The sequence below is a fragment of the Kitasatospora sp. CB02891 genome (genome assembly GCF_002803145.1).
GTDB lineage: Bacteria > Actinomycetota > Actinomycetes > Streptomycetales > Streptomycetaceae > Kitasatospora > Kitasatospora griseola.
Map to the genome: position 1 here is coordinate 246721 of NZ_NNBO01000001.1, position 14515 is coordinate 261235.

General features: G+C 73.9%; 15 protein-coding genes. 4 read left to right on the top strand and 11 right to left on the bottom strand.

The window, feature by feature from the left end:
• The first annotated feature begins 3 nt into the window (after window positions 1-3).
• On the top strand, window positions 4-582 hold the full coding sequence (locus CG736_RS01205; protein ID WP_100584252.1) for a hypothetical protein: 579 nt from the start codon (window positions 4-6) through the stop codon (window positions 580-582).
• Window positions 583-670: 88 nt separating this feature from the next.
• Here the strand turns inward: CG736_RS01205 and CG736_RS01210 are convergent, their stop codons facing one another.
• Window positions 671-958, bottom strand: coding sequence for a hypothetical protein (locus CG736_RS01210; RefSeq protein WP_100584253.1), 288 nt, complete (start codon window positions 956-958; stop codon window positions 671-673).
• Window positions 959-1309: 351 nt separating this feature from the next.
• On the opposite strand from CG736_RS01210, the gene CG736_RS01215 reads away from it, so the two are divergent.
• Together CG736_RS01215 and CG736_RS01220 are read left to right on the top strand one after the other, a co-directional pair.
• Window positions 1310-2542 carry a nitrous oxide reductase family maturation protein NosD gene (locus CG736_RS01215; protein ID WP_100584254.1) on the top strand — a complete coding sequence of 411 codons (1233 nt, stop codon included), beginning with the start codon at window positions 1310-1312 and terminating at the stop codon, window positions 2540-2542.
• Between the two features lie 79 nt (window positions 2543-2621).
• Window positions 2622-3716: a methyltransferase gene (locus CG736_RS01220; RefSeq protein WP_100584255.1), complete on the top strand. Its 1095-nt coding sequence runs from the start codon at window positions 2622-2624 to the stop codon at window positions 3714-3716.
• Between the two features lie 81 nt (window positions 3717-3797).
• Here the strand turns inward: CG736_RS01220 and CG736_RS01225 are convergent, their stop codons facing one another.
• The 10 genes from CG736_RS01225 to CG736_RS01270 form a co-directional block, all read right to left on the bottom strand.
• Window positions 3798-5159 (bottom strand): acetyl/propionyl/methylcrotonyl-CoA carboxylase subunit alpha, encoded by a 1362-nt coding sequence (locus CG736_RS01225; RefSeq protein ID WP_100584256.1) that lies wholly within the window; start codon window positions 5157-5159, stop codon window positions 3798-3800.
• Window positions 5160-5168: 9 nt separating this feature from the next.
• Window positions 5169-5684, bottom strand: a complete 516-nt coding sequence (locus CG736_RS01230) for a biotin/lipoyl-containing protein (RefSeq protein ID WP_100584257.1) — start codon at window positions 5682-5684, stop codon at window positions 5169-5171.
• Window positions 5681-7363 (bottom strand): acetyl-CoA carboxylase, carboxyltransferase subunit beta, encoded by a 1683-nt coding sequence (gene accD / locus CG736_RS01235; RefSeq protein ID WP_100584258.1) that lies wholly within the window; start codon window positions 7361-7363, stop codon window positions 5681-5683. The genes CG736_RS01230 and accD overlap by 4 nt, the downstream gene beginning before the upstream one ends.
• A 69-nt stretch (window positions 7364-7432) precedes the next feature.
• The gene (locus tag CG736_RS01240; protein ID WP_100584984.1) at window positions 7433-7753 is read right to left on the bottom strand and encodes a TcmI family type II polyketide cyclase; all 321 of its coding nucleotides are present in this window, start codon (window positions 7751-7753) and stop codon (window positions 7433-7435) included.
• A gap of 5 nt (window positions 7754-7758) precedes the next feature.
• A complete protein-coding gene (locus tag CG736_RS01245) occupies window positions 7759-8217 on the bottom strand; it encodes an SRPBCC family protein (protein WP_043912013.1) in 459 nt (152 codons plus the stop codon).
• A gap of 1 nt (window position 8218) precedes the next feature.
• On the bottom strand, window positions 8219-8473 hold the full coding sequence (locus CG736_RS01250; protein WP_100584259.1) for an acyl carrier protein: 255 nt from the start codon (window positions 8471-8473) through the stop codon (window positions 8219-8221).
• A gap of 26 nt (window positions 8474-8499) precedes the next feature.
• A complete protein-coding gene (locus tag CG736_RS01255) occupies window positions 8500-9723 on the bottom strand; it encodes a beta-ketoacyl synthase N-terminal-like domain-containing protein (protein WP_100584260.1) in 1224 nt (407 codons plus the stop codon).
• The gene (locus CG736_RS01260) at window positions 9720-10982 is read right to left on the bottom strand and encodes a beta-ketoacyl synthase (protein WP_100584261.1); all 1263 of its coding nucleotides are present in this window, start codon (window positions 10980-10982) and stop codon (window positions 9720-9722) included. The genes CG736_RS01255 and CG736_RS01260 overlap by 4 nt, the downstream gene beginning before the upstream one ends.
• Entirely contained in the window at window positions 10979-11410 is a 432-nt protein-coding gene (locus tag CG736_RS01265; RefSeq protein ID WP_043912008.1) for a cupin domain-containing protein, read from the bottom strand. The genes CG736_RS01260 and CG736_RS01265 overlap by 4 nt, the downstream gene beginning before the upstream one ends.
• Before the next feature lie 44 nt (window positions 11411-11454).
• A complete protein-coding gene (locus CG736_RS01270) occupies window positions 11455-12600 on the bottom strand; it encodes a SchA/CurD-like domain-containing protein (RefSeq protein ID WP_100584262.1) in 1146 nt (381 codons plus the stop codon).
• A 226-nt stretch (window positions 12601-12826) separates the two neighbouring features.
• On the opposite strand from CG736_RS01270, the gene CG736_RS01275 reads away from it, so the two are divergent.
• Window positions 12827-14497, top strand: a complete 1671-nt coding sequence (locus CG736_RS01275; protein WP_100584263.1) for an FAD-dependent monooxygenase — start codon at window positions 12827-12829, stop codon at window positions 14495-14497.
• Window positions 14498-14515 lie beyond the last annotated feature (18 nt).

A 14515-nucleotide genomic window follows, 5' to 3' on the forward strand; every position in this document is an offset into this window, starting at 1 on the left:
GGCGTGCGGCTGGTGCTGGCGCTCGGTGCGGCCGCGACCGGCATGGCGGTGATGGCGTCCTGCGGCGGCAGCTCGGGCGAGGATCCGGTGCAGGCGGCGATGTCGACGTTCACTGTGGGGGCGGAGAACTTCTCGGGCGAGCCGGCCTCCCCGCTCGCCTCGCTGCACTCCTCGGCGCTGGCGTCGGTCTCGGCGGCGCGGGAGTCGGCGTCGCGGCAGGCGGCGGAGTTCGAGGCGTCGGCGAACGCCCAGCTGGCAGCGCGCCGGGAGAAGGCGCAGCAGGTGCTGGCGACCGTCCCGGACGCGGGCAACGCGCTGGGCGATGTGACGCTGACCGGGATCCCGACCCAGGTCACCGGCAATCTGACGGCGGCGAAGGTGACGGTCACCAACAGCACCCAGGAGACCCGCTCGTACGCGATCCAGGTGGACTTCACCGACGGCTCGGGGCAGGCCGTGGACTCCACGGTGGTGGGCGTGGAGAACCTCGCGCCGGGCGCCACCGAGAACCCGGTGGCGTTCTCCACCAAGAGCTCGGACACCACGCTGGTCCCGGTGGTGGTCAAGGCCCAGCGCTACTGACGAACGCGCCGTCGCCGAATGCCCCTCAGCGCGCTGTGCCCGCCGTCCGACCGTGGTCGAGCGGCGGGCACAGCGCGCTGAGGGGTACTCAGTTGACCGACCGGAGAATGACGTCGTCGTAGTCCCAGGCGGGGTCGTCGGTGTCCGGCCAGTTCGCGGTCTCCACTTCGGTCTCCGGACCGACGTCTACAACGGCGTGCCGGGCGGCGAGTTCCTCGTCGAGCCGGTACTCCTCGCTGCGCTGCCGCTCGGTGCGGTAGTGGTCGGCGGAGTGCGGCTCGGCGGGGAACAGCTCGGTCCGGCCGACGCCGGTGGGGCGCAGGTCGTCGGGGGCGGGGTCGGTCTGTTCGGCGATTCGTCCACGGTGCAGAGTCATGCGTCCATAGTGGTTCGGCCCGCCCGGACGGGCCCGGTGCCCGGCCGCAGTTCCCCCCGATCGGGTGTACGGGTGATCCCATCCTCCCGCCCCCCGGCCATCCTCCCGACCGCCGCCCGATCGACCGCCCTCCCGGCCACGCTCCCGGCCACCGTCCGATCGACCATCCTCCCGGCCGCCGTCCGATCGACCGCCCTTCAGGCGCGCCGGTCGGCCATCCGTTCGGCGGGCGCGGGCAACCCTTGCGACCGAACCCGGCTGGCCGCGGCCGGGGTACGACCATAGCTTCGAGGCGGCGGGCGCGCGCCAACGCCGTCCGCGACCGCGACCCCTGGAAATCGGCTCCCCCAGATGACTCCTCTCTTCACCTCGACACGCCCGCGAACCCGTCTCGCCGCCGTTCTGCTCGCCTCTGCCGCCACCGTGCCGACCCTGCTGGCCGCCGCCCCGGTGCCGGCTTCGCCGTTCGCCGTGGCGTCCCCGGCCTTCCCGACCGCCACCGCCCCGACCGTGACCCGCCCGAACCTCACCCGGCCGGACGCCACCCGCCCCAACGCCACCCGGCCGGACGTCACCCGCCCCAACGCCGCCGGCCCGAACGTGCACCGCGTCCAGCCCGGCGCCTCCGTGCAGGCCGCCGTCGACGCGGCCCGCCCGGGTGACGTGGTGGAGCTGGCGGCGGGCAACTACCCGGGCAGCGTCACCATCGCCACCGACGGGGTGACGCTGCGCGGGCAGGGCAACCGCTCCGTGCTGGTGCCCGACCCGGCCGACCACAGCGCCTGCGCCGCGGCCGGCAACGGGCTGTGCGTGACGGGTGTGGCGGACGACCGCGGGATGCCGGTGCGGCCGGTGTCGGGCGCGGTGGTGGAGTCGCTGGCGGTGACGGGTTTCGCGAAGAACGGGATCGCCGCCGCCGTCACCGACAAGTTGACGGTCCACCAGGTGGCGTCCCACGACAACGGCCTGCAGGGCATCAGCGTGGAGATGTCGACCCGCACCGTGCTCACCGAGAACGAGGCCCGGGACAACGGGCAGGCGGGGATCTTCGTCGCCAACTGGTTCGACCGCAAGGGCGGTGCGCTGGAGACCCGCGGCACCCAGGTGGCGGCGAACCGGCTGACCGGCAACCGGATCGGCCTGCAGCTGCGCCGGGTGCGGGACCTGACGGCGACCGGCAACCTGGCCTCCGGCAACTGCGGCGGCATCTTCGTGGTCGGTGACGACGGGGTGCCGCGGGCCGGTTCGCTGAGCGTCACCAACAACGTGGTGCGCGCCAACAACCGCTACTGCGAGCCCAATCCGCGCCTGGACTCGGTGCAGGGCACGGGCATCCTGCTGACCGGCACCGAGGACGTGGTGGTCTCCGAGAACCTGGTCACCGACCACTCCGGAACGTCGCCGATGTCGGGCGGCATCGTGCTGTACCCGAGCGTGGTGGGCGCGCCGAACGCCCGCGCCGTCGTCACCGACAACATCCTGCTCGACAACCTGCCGGTCGACCTCGCCGACCTCGACCAGCGCAACGGGAGTTCGTTCATGACCAACTCCTGCCGCACCTCCCAGCCCGCCGGTCACTGCTGACCGGTCCGCCGACCAGCCCGCCGGCCACTGCTGACCGGCCCTCCGAGCCCTCCAGCCCCGACGAAAGGCCGACGCGCCCATGACCTCCGCCCCGACCCGACCCGTCCCGCCCTCCTCCCCCGCCGTCGCAGCCGCCGCGACACCCGACGGCACGGCCGCCGCACCCGGCGTGCCGCCCGCGATGCTGTTGCGCGAGCTGGCCTTCGGCGCCGCCTGCGCGGGCGCGGTGCGCGCCGCCGCCAGCCTGAAACTGGCCGACGCGCTGGACGAACAACCCGCCACCGCAGAGGAGTTGGCGGTTCGCCTGGATGTCCCGGCCGTCCCGTTGGAGCGCCTGCTGCGGGCCCTGGTCTGCTACGAGGTGTTCACCGCGACGGGTGACGGCCGCTTCCGTCACACCCCGCTGTCGCGCCTGCTGCGCACCGACGAGCCCGGCAGCCTGCGCGACATCGCGCTGTGGTGCACCGAGCCGTGGACGTGGCAGTCCTGGTCCCGGCTGGACGACGCGGTGCGCACCGGGCGCAGCGTGTTCGCCGACGCCTTCGGCAAGGAGTTCTTCCAGTACCTGCACGACGACGCGCCGGACTCGGCGGCCCTGTTCAACCGGGCGATGACGCAGTCCAGCCGGCAGTCCGCGCAGGACCTGGCCGACTTCCTGGACCTGGCGGGCATCGCCACGGCGGCCGACATCGGCGGCGGCCAGGGGCAGGCGCTGGCGGCCCTGATGGAGCGTCACCCGGGCCTGCACGGCACGCTGCTGGACCTACCGAAGGTGGTCGAGCACGCCGATCCGCGGCTGCTGCCGGGCGGCCCGCTGGCCGACCGGGCGCGGCTGGTGCCGGGCGACTGCCGGGTGGCGATCCCGGTGCAGGCCGATCTGTACCTGGTGAAGAACATCCTGGAGTGGGACGACGAATCCACCCGCCGCACGCTGCGCAACCTGCGCCAGGTGGCCCGCCCGGGCGCCCGGGTGGTGATCGTGGAGAACCTGGTCGACGACTCCCCGTCGATGCGGTTCACCACCGCGATGGACCTGCTGCTGCTGCTCAACGTGGGCGGCGCCAAGCACACCCTGGGCAGCCTGACCGCGCTGATCGAGGAGTCCGGCCTGCTGCTGAAGGCCGTCGCCCCGGTCAACGCGTACCTGCACGCGTTCACCTGCGCCGTCCCCTGACCAGTGCCCACACGGCGCAGCCGGCCAGAAGCCGTCCGGACCAGCTCGGTCCGGACGGCTTCTGGCGTTTCGGAACCGGCTCTATCCGGCCGCGGCCTCCGCCGCCATCTCGGCGACCAGCCCGGTGGTGTGCCGGCCGGCCCGGAAGCGCGGGTCGGCGAGGGTGCGGCGCAGGTAGTCGGTGGTGGTGCGGACGCCCGGACCGTCGATGCGGAACTCGGCGAGGGCGCGGTCGAGGCGGGCGACGGCCTGTTCCCGGTCGGGCGCCCAGGCGATGGTCTTGGCGAGCAGCGAGTCGTAGTCGGGGCCGATCGGCCAGCCGGGGTAGGCGTGGGTGTCGACCCGGACGAACGGGCCGCCGGGCGGGACGAATTCGGTGAGCAGCCCGGGGGTGGGCAGGAAGCCGCGTTCGGGGTCCTCGGCGTTGACCCGGGCCTCGACGGCCGCGCCGCGCGGCCGGACGGCGTCCTGACGGAGCGTCAGGGGTTCGCCGGCGGCGATGGTGAGCTGTTCGCGGACCAGGTCGATGCCGGTGACCATCTCGGTGACGGGGTGTTCGACCTGGAGGCGGCAGTTGACCTCCATCAGGTGGAACGCCCCGTCGGGAGCGAGCACGAATTCGAAGGTGGCGGCGCCGACGTAGCCGACGGCGAGGGCGCCGCGGACGGCGGCGGCGCAGATCTCGTGGCGCAGCGGGTCGGGCAGGTTGGGTGCGGGCGATTCCTCGATGAGTTTCTGGTGCCGGCGTTGCACGGAGCAGTCGCGTTCGCCGAGGTGGACGGCATTGCCGTGGCGGTCGCAGAGCACCTGGACCTCGATGTGCCGGGCGCCGTCGACGTAGCGTTCCAGGTAGAGCCGCTCGTCGCCGAAGACGGCGCGGGCGTGGGCCCGGGTCTCCTGGAAGGCGGTGGGCAGGTCGGCGGGGTCGCGGACGACGGCCATGCCGCGTCCGCCGCCCCCGGCGACGGCTTTGAGGATGACGGGGTAGCCGGTGCGGGCGGCGATCTCGCGGGCTTCGGCGGGGCTGCGGACGGCGCCGGTGGAGCCGGGCAGCACGGGCAGGCCGGCTTCGGCCATCAGTCGGCGGGCCACCGATTTGTCGCCGAGCTGTTCGATGACCTGCGGGGGCGGGCCGATGAAGGTGAGGCCGTTGGCTTCGCAGATCTCGGCGAAGTCGGGGTCCTCGGAGAGGAAGCCGTAGCCGGGGTGGACGGCCTGGGCGCCGGCGAGCCGGGCGGCTTCGACGATGGACGGGATGTGCAGGTAGCTGGCTCGGGCGGCGGCCGGTCCGAGGTGGACGGCCCGGTCGGCGAAGCGGACCACCGCCGAGTCGCGGTCGGCGGTGGAGTACAGGGCGACGGTGCGGATGCCCATCTCCCGGCAGGTGCGGGCGATCCGCAGGGCGATCTCGCCGCGGTTGGCGATCAGCACGGTGGTGAACATGCGGGCCCCCTACGCGGGTTCGACGGCGATCAGCCGCTGCTGGAACTCCACTGCGGCGCCGTCGGCGGCGAGGATCTCCACCACCCGGCCGGCGATGTCGGCCTCGACGGGGCTCATCATCTTCATCACTTCGAGGATGCCGATCGGCTGGCCTGCGGTGACGGTGTCGCCGACGGCGACGAACGGCGGCGCGCCCGGTTCGGGCGCGTGGTAGTAGGTTCCGATCATCGGGGCGCACACGTGGTGCAGGCCGTCCTGGGGTTCCGGTTCGGCCGAGGAGGCCTGACCGTCCGTCACCTGCACGCCACCGCCGTCGGGGGCGCCGGGGTCGTCCCATTCGACCTCGATGGCGGTGCCGAGGTGTTCGAGCCGGATCCGGCGCGGTGGTCGGGTGCTGGTGCGGGCCAGTTCGGCGACGCTGCGGCACAGTTCGGCGAGGTCCGCGACCTGGTCGGGGCCGCCGGATCCGTCACCGGTGAGGGCGATCCGTCCGCGGGACGGCGGGTGTTTCACCTCGACGGTCATGGCTGGCTCCAATCTGCCGCGCCGGCGCCGGTGTCGGCGCCGTAGCTGTGGAAGCGGGCCCGGCGGGCGGCGCGCAGCCGGTCCGGGTCCCAGGGGATCAGTTCGCGCAGGGCCTCGGTGACGGCGGCCTCCAGCAGGTCGGCCGCGGCGGCGTGGTCCTGGTGGGCTCCTTCGGGCGGCTCGGGGACGATGCCGTCGACGACGCCGAGGCTGAGCAGGTCGCCGGGGTGCATCCGCAGCGAGGCGGCGGCGGTGGGTGCGGCCTGCGGGTCCTTCCACAGGATGGCGGCGCAGCCTTCGGGGCTGATCACCGAGTAGATGCCGTTGGCGCTGACCAGGACGCGGTCGGCGACGGCGAGCGCGAGCGCCCCGCCGCTGCCGCCTTCGCCGATCAGCACGGCGACGATGGGAACGGGCAGCCGGGCCATCAGCCGCAGGTTCTCGGCGATCGCGGCGGCCTGTCCGCCGGTCTCGGCCTCGGGTCCGGGGTTGGCGCCGGGGGTGTCGATCAGGGTGACGACGGGCAGGCCGAGTTTCGCGGCGAGGCGCATCAGCCGGTTGGCCTTGCGGTAGCCGGCGGGCTGGGCCATGCCGAACCGGCGGCGTCGGCGTTCGCCCAGGTCGGGCCCGCCTTTGTGGTGGCCGATCAGGACGACGGGGGTTCCGGCCAGGCGTCCGGTGCCGGCGACGATGGCGGGGCAGTCCTCGGTGAGCCGGTCGCCGTGCAGTTCCTGGAAGTCGTCGACCAGGCGGCGGATGTAGTCGAGGGTGGTGGGCCGTTCGGGGTGCCGGGCGAGGCGGACGTTCTGCCAGGGGTCGCGGTCGGCGAGTTCGTCGGCGGCGCGCAGGATGGCGGCGGGGTCGCCGGGCGGCCGGGGGTCGGTGGGGGGTCGCAGGCCGAGCAGGCGGCCGAGGACGGAGCGCATGCCGACCCGGGGCACGACGTCGTCGACCATGCCGTGGGCGAGCAGGAACTCGGCGGTCTGGAAGCCTTCGGGGAGTTTCTCGCCGGTGGTCTGTTCGATGACGCGGGGTCCGGCGAAGCCCATGCGGGCGCCGGGTTCGGCGAGGATGACGTCGGCGAGGGTGGCGAAGGAGGCGGCGACGCCGCCGTAGGTGGGGTCGGTGATCACCGAGACGGTGAGGATGCCGGCTTCGTCGAGTTCGGCCATCGCCTGCGCGGTCTTGGCCATCTGCATCAGCGACAGCACACCCTCCTGCATCCGGGCGCCGCCGCTGGCGGTGACCAGGACGAGCGGGACCCGGCGGTCCAGCGCGGTGGTGGCGGCGTGCGTGATGAGGGCGCCGACGGCGCAGCCGAGGCTGCCGCCGAGGAAGCGGAAGTCCATCACGGCGGCGATGCAGGGCTGGCCCTCGATCTGCCCGGCGGCGCACAGCACCGCGTCGTGCAGGCCGGTGCGGTCGCGGGCCTCGTCGAGGCGGTCCTGGTAGGGGCGGCTGTCGACGAAGCCGAGCGGGTCGTGCACGGCGGGCACCGGTCCGATGGGTTCGGCGGTGCCCGGGTCGAGGAGCTGGGCGAGCCGCTGCGGGGCGGTGAGCCGCCCGTGGTGCCCGCAGTCGGGGCACACCTGCAGGGCGCGTGCGTAGCGCCTGCCGTAGACCAGGCCGGCGCAGCCTTCGCAGCGCACCCAGTCCGCCGGTTCGCTCTGTTCGGCCACGGCGGCTCTCCCTTCCCGTCTGCAATTCCCGTGCAGGTCCCCGCTCGATGTCCTCGGGCAGGGGGTGGTTCAGCGTTCCCAGCGGTAGAACTCGTGCGCCATGGCGTCCTTGGGGCTGCGCCAGGTCGCCGGGTCGTAGGCGTCGACGTAGACGGCGAGCCGTTCGCTGACGTCGCGGAACTCGGGGTGCTCGGCGTACTTGGCGACCTCGGGTCCGGCGGGGCGGTCGGACTCGATCAGGTGCAGGTAGACGTCGCCGAACTGGAACAGGCTGCGGCCGCGGACGCCGATCAGGCCGGGCAGTGCGCCGCGGTCGGAGTCGGCGAAGACGCCGGCGATGTGGTCGGCGGTGCCGGGCTTCATCCGGGCGACGATCAGGGCGCGGTGCATGCCGGTCATCCGGCCGCGCCGGCGCGGTGTTCGACCTTGGCGCGGATCAGTTCCATCTGGACCTTGGAGTTCTGGTTGATCATGTCGGTCATCTGGAGGTCGTCGACGGGGGCGGTGGGCTTCATCGCGAAGTCCTGGACCCAGCGCATCCGGGTGGCCTGCGCGAGGTCCTCGTACTCCCAGCGGATCTCCATGAATTCGAACGGGCCGGGTTCGACGCGGCGGGCGCGGACGGAGAGCGCGTCGCGGTCGGTCTCCCGTTCGGAGACCCAGCTCCACACCTGGCCGTTCTCGTCGGGGTGCATGGTGAGCCGGAACTTCACCCGCTGGCCCTGCCGGTCGATGACGTCGACGGAGGCGTACTCGCTGAACAGCTGCGGCCACTGCTCCAGGTCGTTGGTCATGTCCCAGACCAGGTCGACGGGGGCGTTGATGAGGATGGTGTTGTCGGTGTGTCCGGGCATCTCAGGCACCAGCTTTCACGGTGGAGTTGACGGTCTGCAGGAACTCGGCGACGGGACGGCCGAGCAGTTCGGAGGAGTCGATGGAGACGCCGTAGCGGTTCTCCAGGTCGGAGAGGACGCCGAGCACTCCCAGCGAGTCGACGCCGAGGTCGAGGAACATGCAGCCCGGGTCGGCGAGCGCGTCGACGGTGACCTGGACGCCGGCCCGGACCTTGATCAGGGTGGCGAGTTCCTCGTAGGTGATCTCGGATGCCATCTGTTGCTCCTTGCGGTGGGGTGGGGTCAGGCCCGGCGCAGCACGAGGGCGGTGTTGGAGCCCATCTGGCCGCGGCTGAGCACCAGGGCGGTGCGCAGTTCGGCGGGCCGCGGGTGGCCGATGACCAGGTCGAGGCCGTAGGGGCAGTCCTCGGTGTGCGGGGTGGGCGGGATCAGGCCCTGTTCGAGGGCGAGCACGGCGGCGGCCACGTCCAGCGCGGGGGCGCCGCAGTGGGCCCGGCCGAAGCCGGCCTTGGGGGCGGTGACGGGTACCCGCTCGGCGTGGTCGCCGAGGGCGTCGGCCAGGGCGAGGGCTTCGGCGCGGTCGGCCTCGCGGACGCCGAGGGCGTCGGCGAAGACCACGTCGATCTCGTCGGGCGCGCAGTGCGCCTCGGCGAGGGCGCCGCGGACGGCGTGGGCGAGCCCTTCGCGGCTCTCGGCCCAGCGGGCGGCGCCGGTGAAGGTGGCGGTGTGTCCGGCTATCCGGGCCCGGGTGCGGGCGCCGCGCCGGCGGGCGCTCTCGGCGTCCTCGACCACGAACATGGCGCCGCCCTCGGCGGGGACGAAGCCGACCGCGTCGGAGCCGAACGGCCGGTAGGCGCGATCGGGGTCGTCGGCGGTGGACAGCCCCGGGTAGCCGAGTTGGCAGACCATCGAGTACGGGGCGATGGGTGCTTCGGCGGCGCCGGCCAGCACGGTGTCGGTGCCGCGGCCGACGGCGCGGGCGGCGTGCGCGAGCGCGTCGAGGCCGCCGGCCTCGTCGGAGGCGACCACGCCGCACGGTCCCTTGAAGCCGCCGCGGATGGAGATCTGGCCGGTGGAGGCGGCGTAGAACCAGGCGATCGACTGGTACGGGCCGACGTGGTGGGGTCCTTCGGCCCACAGGTGCTGGAGTTCGCGCTGGCCGAACTCGCCGCCGCCCGAGCCCGCGGCGGTGACCACGGCCACCTGGAACGGGTCGTCCGGGTGGGACGTCAGGTGGGCGTCGGCCATGGCGAGTTCGGCGGCGGCCATCGCGAAGTGGGTGAACCGGTCGGTCTGCACCAGGTAGCGCGGCTCGACGTACTCCTCGGCGTCGAAACCGCGGACCAGGCCGGCGATCTTCAGCGGGAGGTTCTCGCAGCCTTCGCGGTCGATCCGGGACAGCGCGGAACGGCCCTCGCCGAGGGCCTTCCAGTAGTCGTCGGCGCCGATGCCGTGCGGGGAGACCACGCCGACGCCGGTGATCACCGCACTGCGGGTGGGGCTCATGCCGCCTCCGCTCTGCTCAGCACCACTGCGGACTGGAAGCCGCCGAAGCCGCTGCCCACCGACAGCACGTGGCGCAGCGGCAGTTCGCGGGCGGTGCGGGGGACGTAGTCGAGATCGCACTCGGGGTCGCGTTCGGTGTAGTTGGCGGTCGGCGGGACCACGCCGTGGTGCAGGGCGAGGGTGCAGGCGACCAGTTCGATGGCGCCGATCGCGCCGAGCGAGTGCCCGACCATCGACTTGATGGAGCTCATCGGGGTGCGCCTGGCGTGTGCGCCGAGGGAGCGTTTGACAGCGGCGGTCTCGTGCCGGTCGTTCTGCTTGGTGCCGGAGCCGTGCGCGTTGACGTAGTCGATGGCGTCGCCGGGCAGCCGGGCGTGGGCGAGGGCGCGGTCGATGGCTTCGGACATCTCCACGCCTTCCTGGGTGAGGCCGGTCATGTGGTAGGCGTTGCCGAAGGTGGCGAAGCCGCCGAGTTCGGCGTAGATCCGGGCGCCGCGCCGCTCGGCGTGCTCCCACTCCTCCAGCACGACGACGGCGCCGCCCTCGCCGAGCACGAAGCCGTCGCGGCTCTTGTCGAAGGGGCGGGAGGCGTGCTCGGGGTCGTCGTTGCGGGCGGAGGTGGCCTTGATGGCGTCGAAGCAGGCGACGGTGATCGGGGAGATCGGCGAGTCGCAGGCTCCGGCGACGATCACGTCGGCGCGGCCCTCCTCGATGGCGAGGGCGGCGTAGCCGACGGCGTCCAGGCCCGAGGTGCAGCCGGTGGAGACGGTCTGCACGGGGCCGTGCGCGCCGATCCGTTCGGCGACCGCGGAGGCCAGCGTGGCCGGGGTGAACGCCCGTTCCAGGTGCGGTTCGGCGGGCCGGTGGTCGACGCCCCAGTGCTCGCCGCGGCTGCTGACCAGCACGTAATCGTGTTCGAGTCGGGTGGTGCCGCCGACCGCGGTGCCGAGCGAGACGCCCATCCGCCACGGGTCCTCGCGCCCGGGGTCGAGTCCGGCGTCGGCGATCGCCTCGTCGGCGGCGACCAGCGCGAACTGCACGTAGCGGTCGTTGCGGGCGATCTGGTCGGCGGTCAGTCCGTGGGCGGCGGGGTCGAAGTCGCACTCGGCGGCGATCCGGGAACGGAAGCCGTCGGGGTCGAACAGGGTGATGCCGCGGGTGGCGGTGCGCCCGTCGGTGAGCAGCGCCCAGAACTGCGGGACGCCGATGCCGCCGGGCGCGACCACGCCGATCCCGGTCACCGCGACACGGCGGTTCACGAGGCCGCCCCGGCGGGTTCCGGCGGCCCCGATTCGGTGTCGCAGTGCTCCTCGGTGTCGACGTGGCCGAGGTCGGGGCGCGGTGCCAGCGGCCCCAGGTGGAACACCATCCGGGCCTGGCCGGCGCCGACGTTGCGGAACCGGTGCCGCATCCCGATCGGGATCATCAGGCCCTGGTCGGGCCGCAGCGGCTGGGTCTTGCCGTCCAGGTCGACCTCGAGTTCGCCGGACATCACGAACACGAACTCCTCGGAGTACGGGTGGTAGTGCTCGCCGATCCGCTCTCCCGGCTCGATGATCGCCACTCCCATGAATCCGCTGGTCGCACCGACCACCGGCGGAGTGAGCATGGCCCGCAGGTCGCCGCCGCGCTTGCGATTCGGGGGCGCGTCGTCGATGTGGACGACTCGTGGCATCTCGGTGGTCATGGTGGGCTTCCTCTCCGGCGTGACGGTTTGAACGGGCGGGGTGGTCAGACGTCGGCCGAGCGGCGGTCGGTGACGGGTGTCATCGCGCACTCGGCGAGCAGGTGGCGCAGGCCGTCGGCGCTGGGCACGGGGTGTTCGGCGGGGATGTCGGCGAGCTTGCCGAGCACCGCGGCGGCGCGCGGGCCGGCCACGCCGAGGGCGGTGGCGGGGTCGCTCGCGGGGTCGGTGAGCAGGTCGACCAGCCGGACCACCAGGTCGTCGCGGCGGTGGACGGTGGCCCGCACCAGCGGCGAGCCGGGGTCGGCGGCGGCGTGCGCGTCCTCGCCGGCCAGCAGTTCGGCGAGCGCCGCGCCGCAGCCGGGACGGACCGGGTACAGGTAGGCGTGCCGCTGCACCTGGCCGGACTTGAGCGCGGCGTGGTGGTGGACGGCGGGCAGCGCGGCGTGCTGGAAGAACACCCGGGCGGACATCGGGTCGTCCAGGTCGCGGTCCTCCTCCAGGTACGGGTTGATGGCCTCCTCGACGGCCCGCACCTCGGGCTGCTGGGCGACGTGCCGCAGCGCGGCGACCAGGTCGCCGGCCACTTCGACGCAGCGCACGATCCGGTTGCCGCGCATGAACAGCGAGGTGCGCAGCAGCCGGGTGGTGTCGTCGACCCGGGCCTGCGGGGAGCGGTAGCCGGCCAGCAGTTCGGCGGCCTTGGCCTCGGTGCCGGGCTTGACGGTGAAGCTGAGCGCGTGCCGGACCACGCCGTCGGGGCCGGGCCGGGGCGCGGCGGGCACGCCGGGGTGGTGCTCGCCGGGGCGCAGCGGGGCGGCGGGGCTGTCGAAGGTGCGCTCGCCCTGGGTCTCGCGCAGCACGGTGTAGCGCAGCGAGCGGGTGTCGCGGACGCAGCCGTGCAGCGGCTTGACCATGTCGCGGTGGGCGGGGCTGTCGACCCAGGCGAGGAACGGCGCGGCGTCCTCCCATTCGCTGGTGATCAGCCAGCGGGCCGGGTCGTCGATGGACTGGCAGAGCTGGTCGCTGATGTGGCCGGGGACGGCGGACACCTGATGGCGCAGCAGCTCGTAGACGTCCAGGAAGTGGTCCTGTGCGCCGTCGTGGACGTCGAGCATCAGGACGACGCGAAGCCGGCCCGCGGCGGGCCGGACGGTGGTGGCGGTCTCCTCGGGTTCGGAGAGCAGGGTCATGGCGGCGGATCCTGTCGTTGGTTCGCACTGGGAGGCCCCCGGCCGGTCGTCGGTGCGGGTCCGGTCGGCGGGCGGGGCCTGGTTCGCACTCGATCGTCAACGGGGGGCCGGGGCGGGCGCGAGACTTCACGGCCATCCGGGCGAAGCACCCTGCGTGACCGTCGGCGGCGGGGGATGGATGCAGGGTCTGGCGCATCCAGCGCCCCGCACGGATGGAACAGAGCTGATGAACACACAGATGGCGGACCGGGTTCCGGTCCTGATCTCGGGCGGTTCCCTGGTGGGGCTGTCGGCGTCCCTCTTCCTCGGCCGGCTCGGCGTGCCGCACCTGCTGGTGGAGCGGCACGCCGAGACCTCCCGGCACCCGCGCGGGCGCGGCAACAACCTGCGCACCATGGAGCTGTTCCGCGCCGCCGGGGTGGAGGACGACATCCGGGCGGCCGCGTCGGTGCTGGCCGACAACCACGGCATCCTGCAGGCCGAGACGCTGTCCGGCGGCGAACAGGAGTGGCTGTTCCGGGAGATCGACCCCGGCGGTGGCCTGGCCAGGTTCAGCCCCTCCGCGTGGTGCCTGTGCAGCCAGAACGACCTGGAGCCGGTGCTGCTGCGGCACGCCGCCGAGCGCGGCGACCTCCGGCTCAACACCGAGCTGCTCTCCTTCGAGCAGGACGCCGACGGGGTGACGGCGCGACTGCTGGACCGGGCCACCGGCGAGGAACGCGAGGTGCGGGCCGACTATCTGATCGCCGCGGACGGGCCGCGCAGCCCCGTCCGGGAACGCCTGGGCATCGGCCAGTCCGGGCGCGGCGACCTGTTCCACAACGTCAGCGTCACCTTCCGGGCCAAGCGGCTGGCGGACGTGGTCGGCGACCGGCGCTTCATCGCCTGCTACCTGACCGACCCGGCGGGAGCCGGCGCGCTGCTGCCCGTCGACAACCGCGAGCAGTGGGTGTTCCACCTGCCCTGGCACCCCGAACGCGGCGAGAGCGTCGAGGACTTCACCGACGTCCGCTGCGTCGCGCACATCCGCGCCGCCGCCGGCGTGCCCGACCTGGAGGTGGAGATCACCGGCCGGGCCCCGTGGCACGCCGCCGAACGCGTCGCGGACCGGTACGGCGCGGGCCGGGTCTTCCTGGTCGGCGACGCCGCCCACGAGATGCCGCCGACCGGCGCGTTCGGCTCCAACACCGGCATCCAGGACGCCCACAACCTGGCCTGGAAGCTGGCCGCCGTGCTGGCCGGCTGGGGCGGGCCGCGGCTGCTGGACTCCTACGAGAGCGAGCGTCGTCCGGTCGCCGTGCAGACCGCGGCCCGGGCGGCGGCCCGCTCCGTCGAGCACCAGCACCCCGGCTTCGACGCGGCGCCCGCCGGCGGGCCGCGCACCAACGTGCTGGCGGTGGCCCTCGGCTACCGCTACCCCGAGGGCGCGCTGGTCGGCGCGGACGCCACGGCGGGCGTCGTCCCCGAGCGCTTCGCCGCCACCGGCGAGCCCGGCACCCGGGCCCCGCACGTGTGGCTGCGCGACGCCGCCGGGACGCGGCTGTCCACCCTCGACCTGTTCGATGCCGGCCCGCTGCTGCTGGCCCCCGCCGCGGGCGGGAGCGCCTGGCCGACGGCCGCCCGGCAGGTGGCCGCGCAGACCGGAGCACCACTGCGCTGCCTGCTCGTCGGCGAGGGCGGCGACCTGCTGCCCGAACCCCCCGCCGACCTCCCCTCCGGCGCCCGCCCCACCGGCCCGGTCTCCCCCACCACCTGGCCCGAGGCCTACGGCCTGCACCCCGGCGGCGCGGTCCTGGTCCGCCCCGACGGCTTCGTCGGCTGGCGCGCGACCGGCGCCGTCGGCGACCCGGCCGCGGCCCTGCGGGTCGCCGTCCGCGGGGTCGCGGGGCTGGCCTGAGGGCAGCACGGGAGAGCG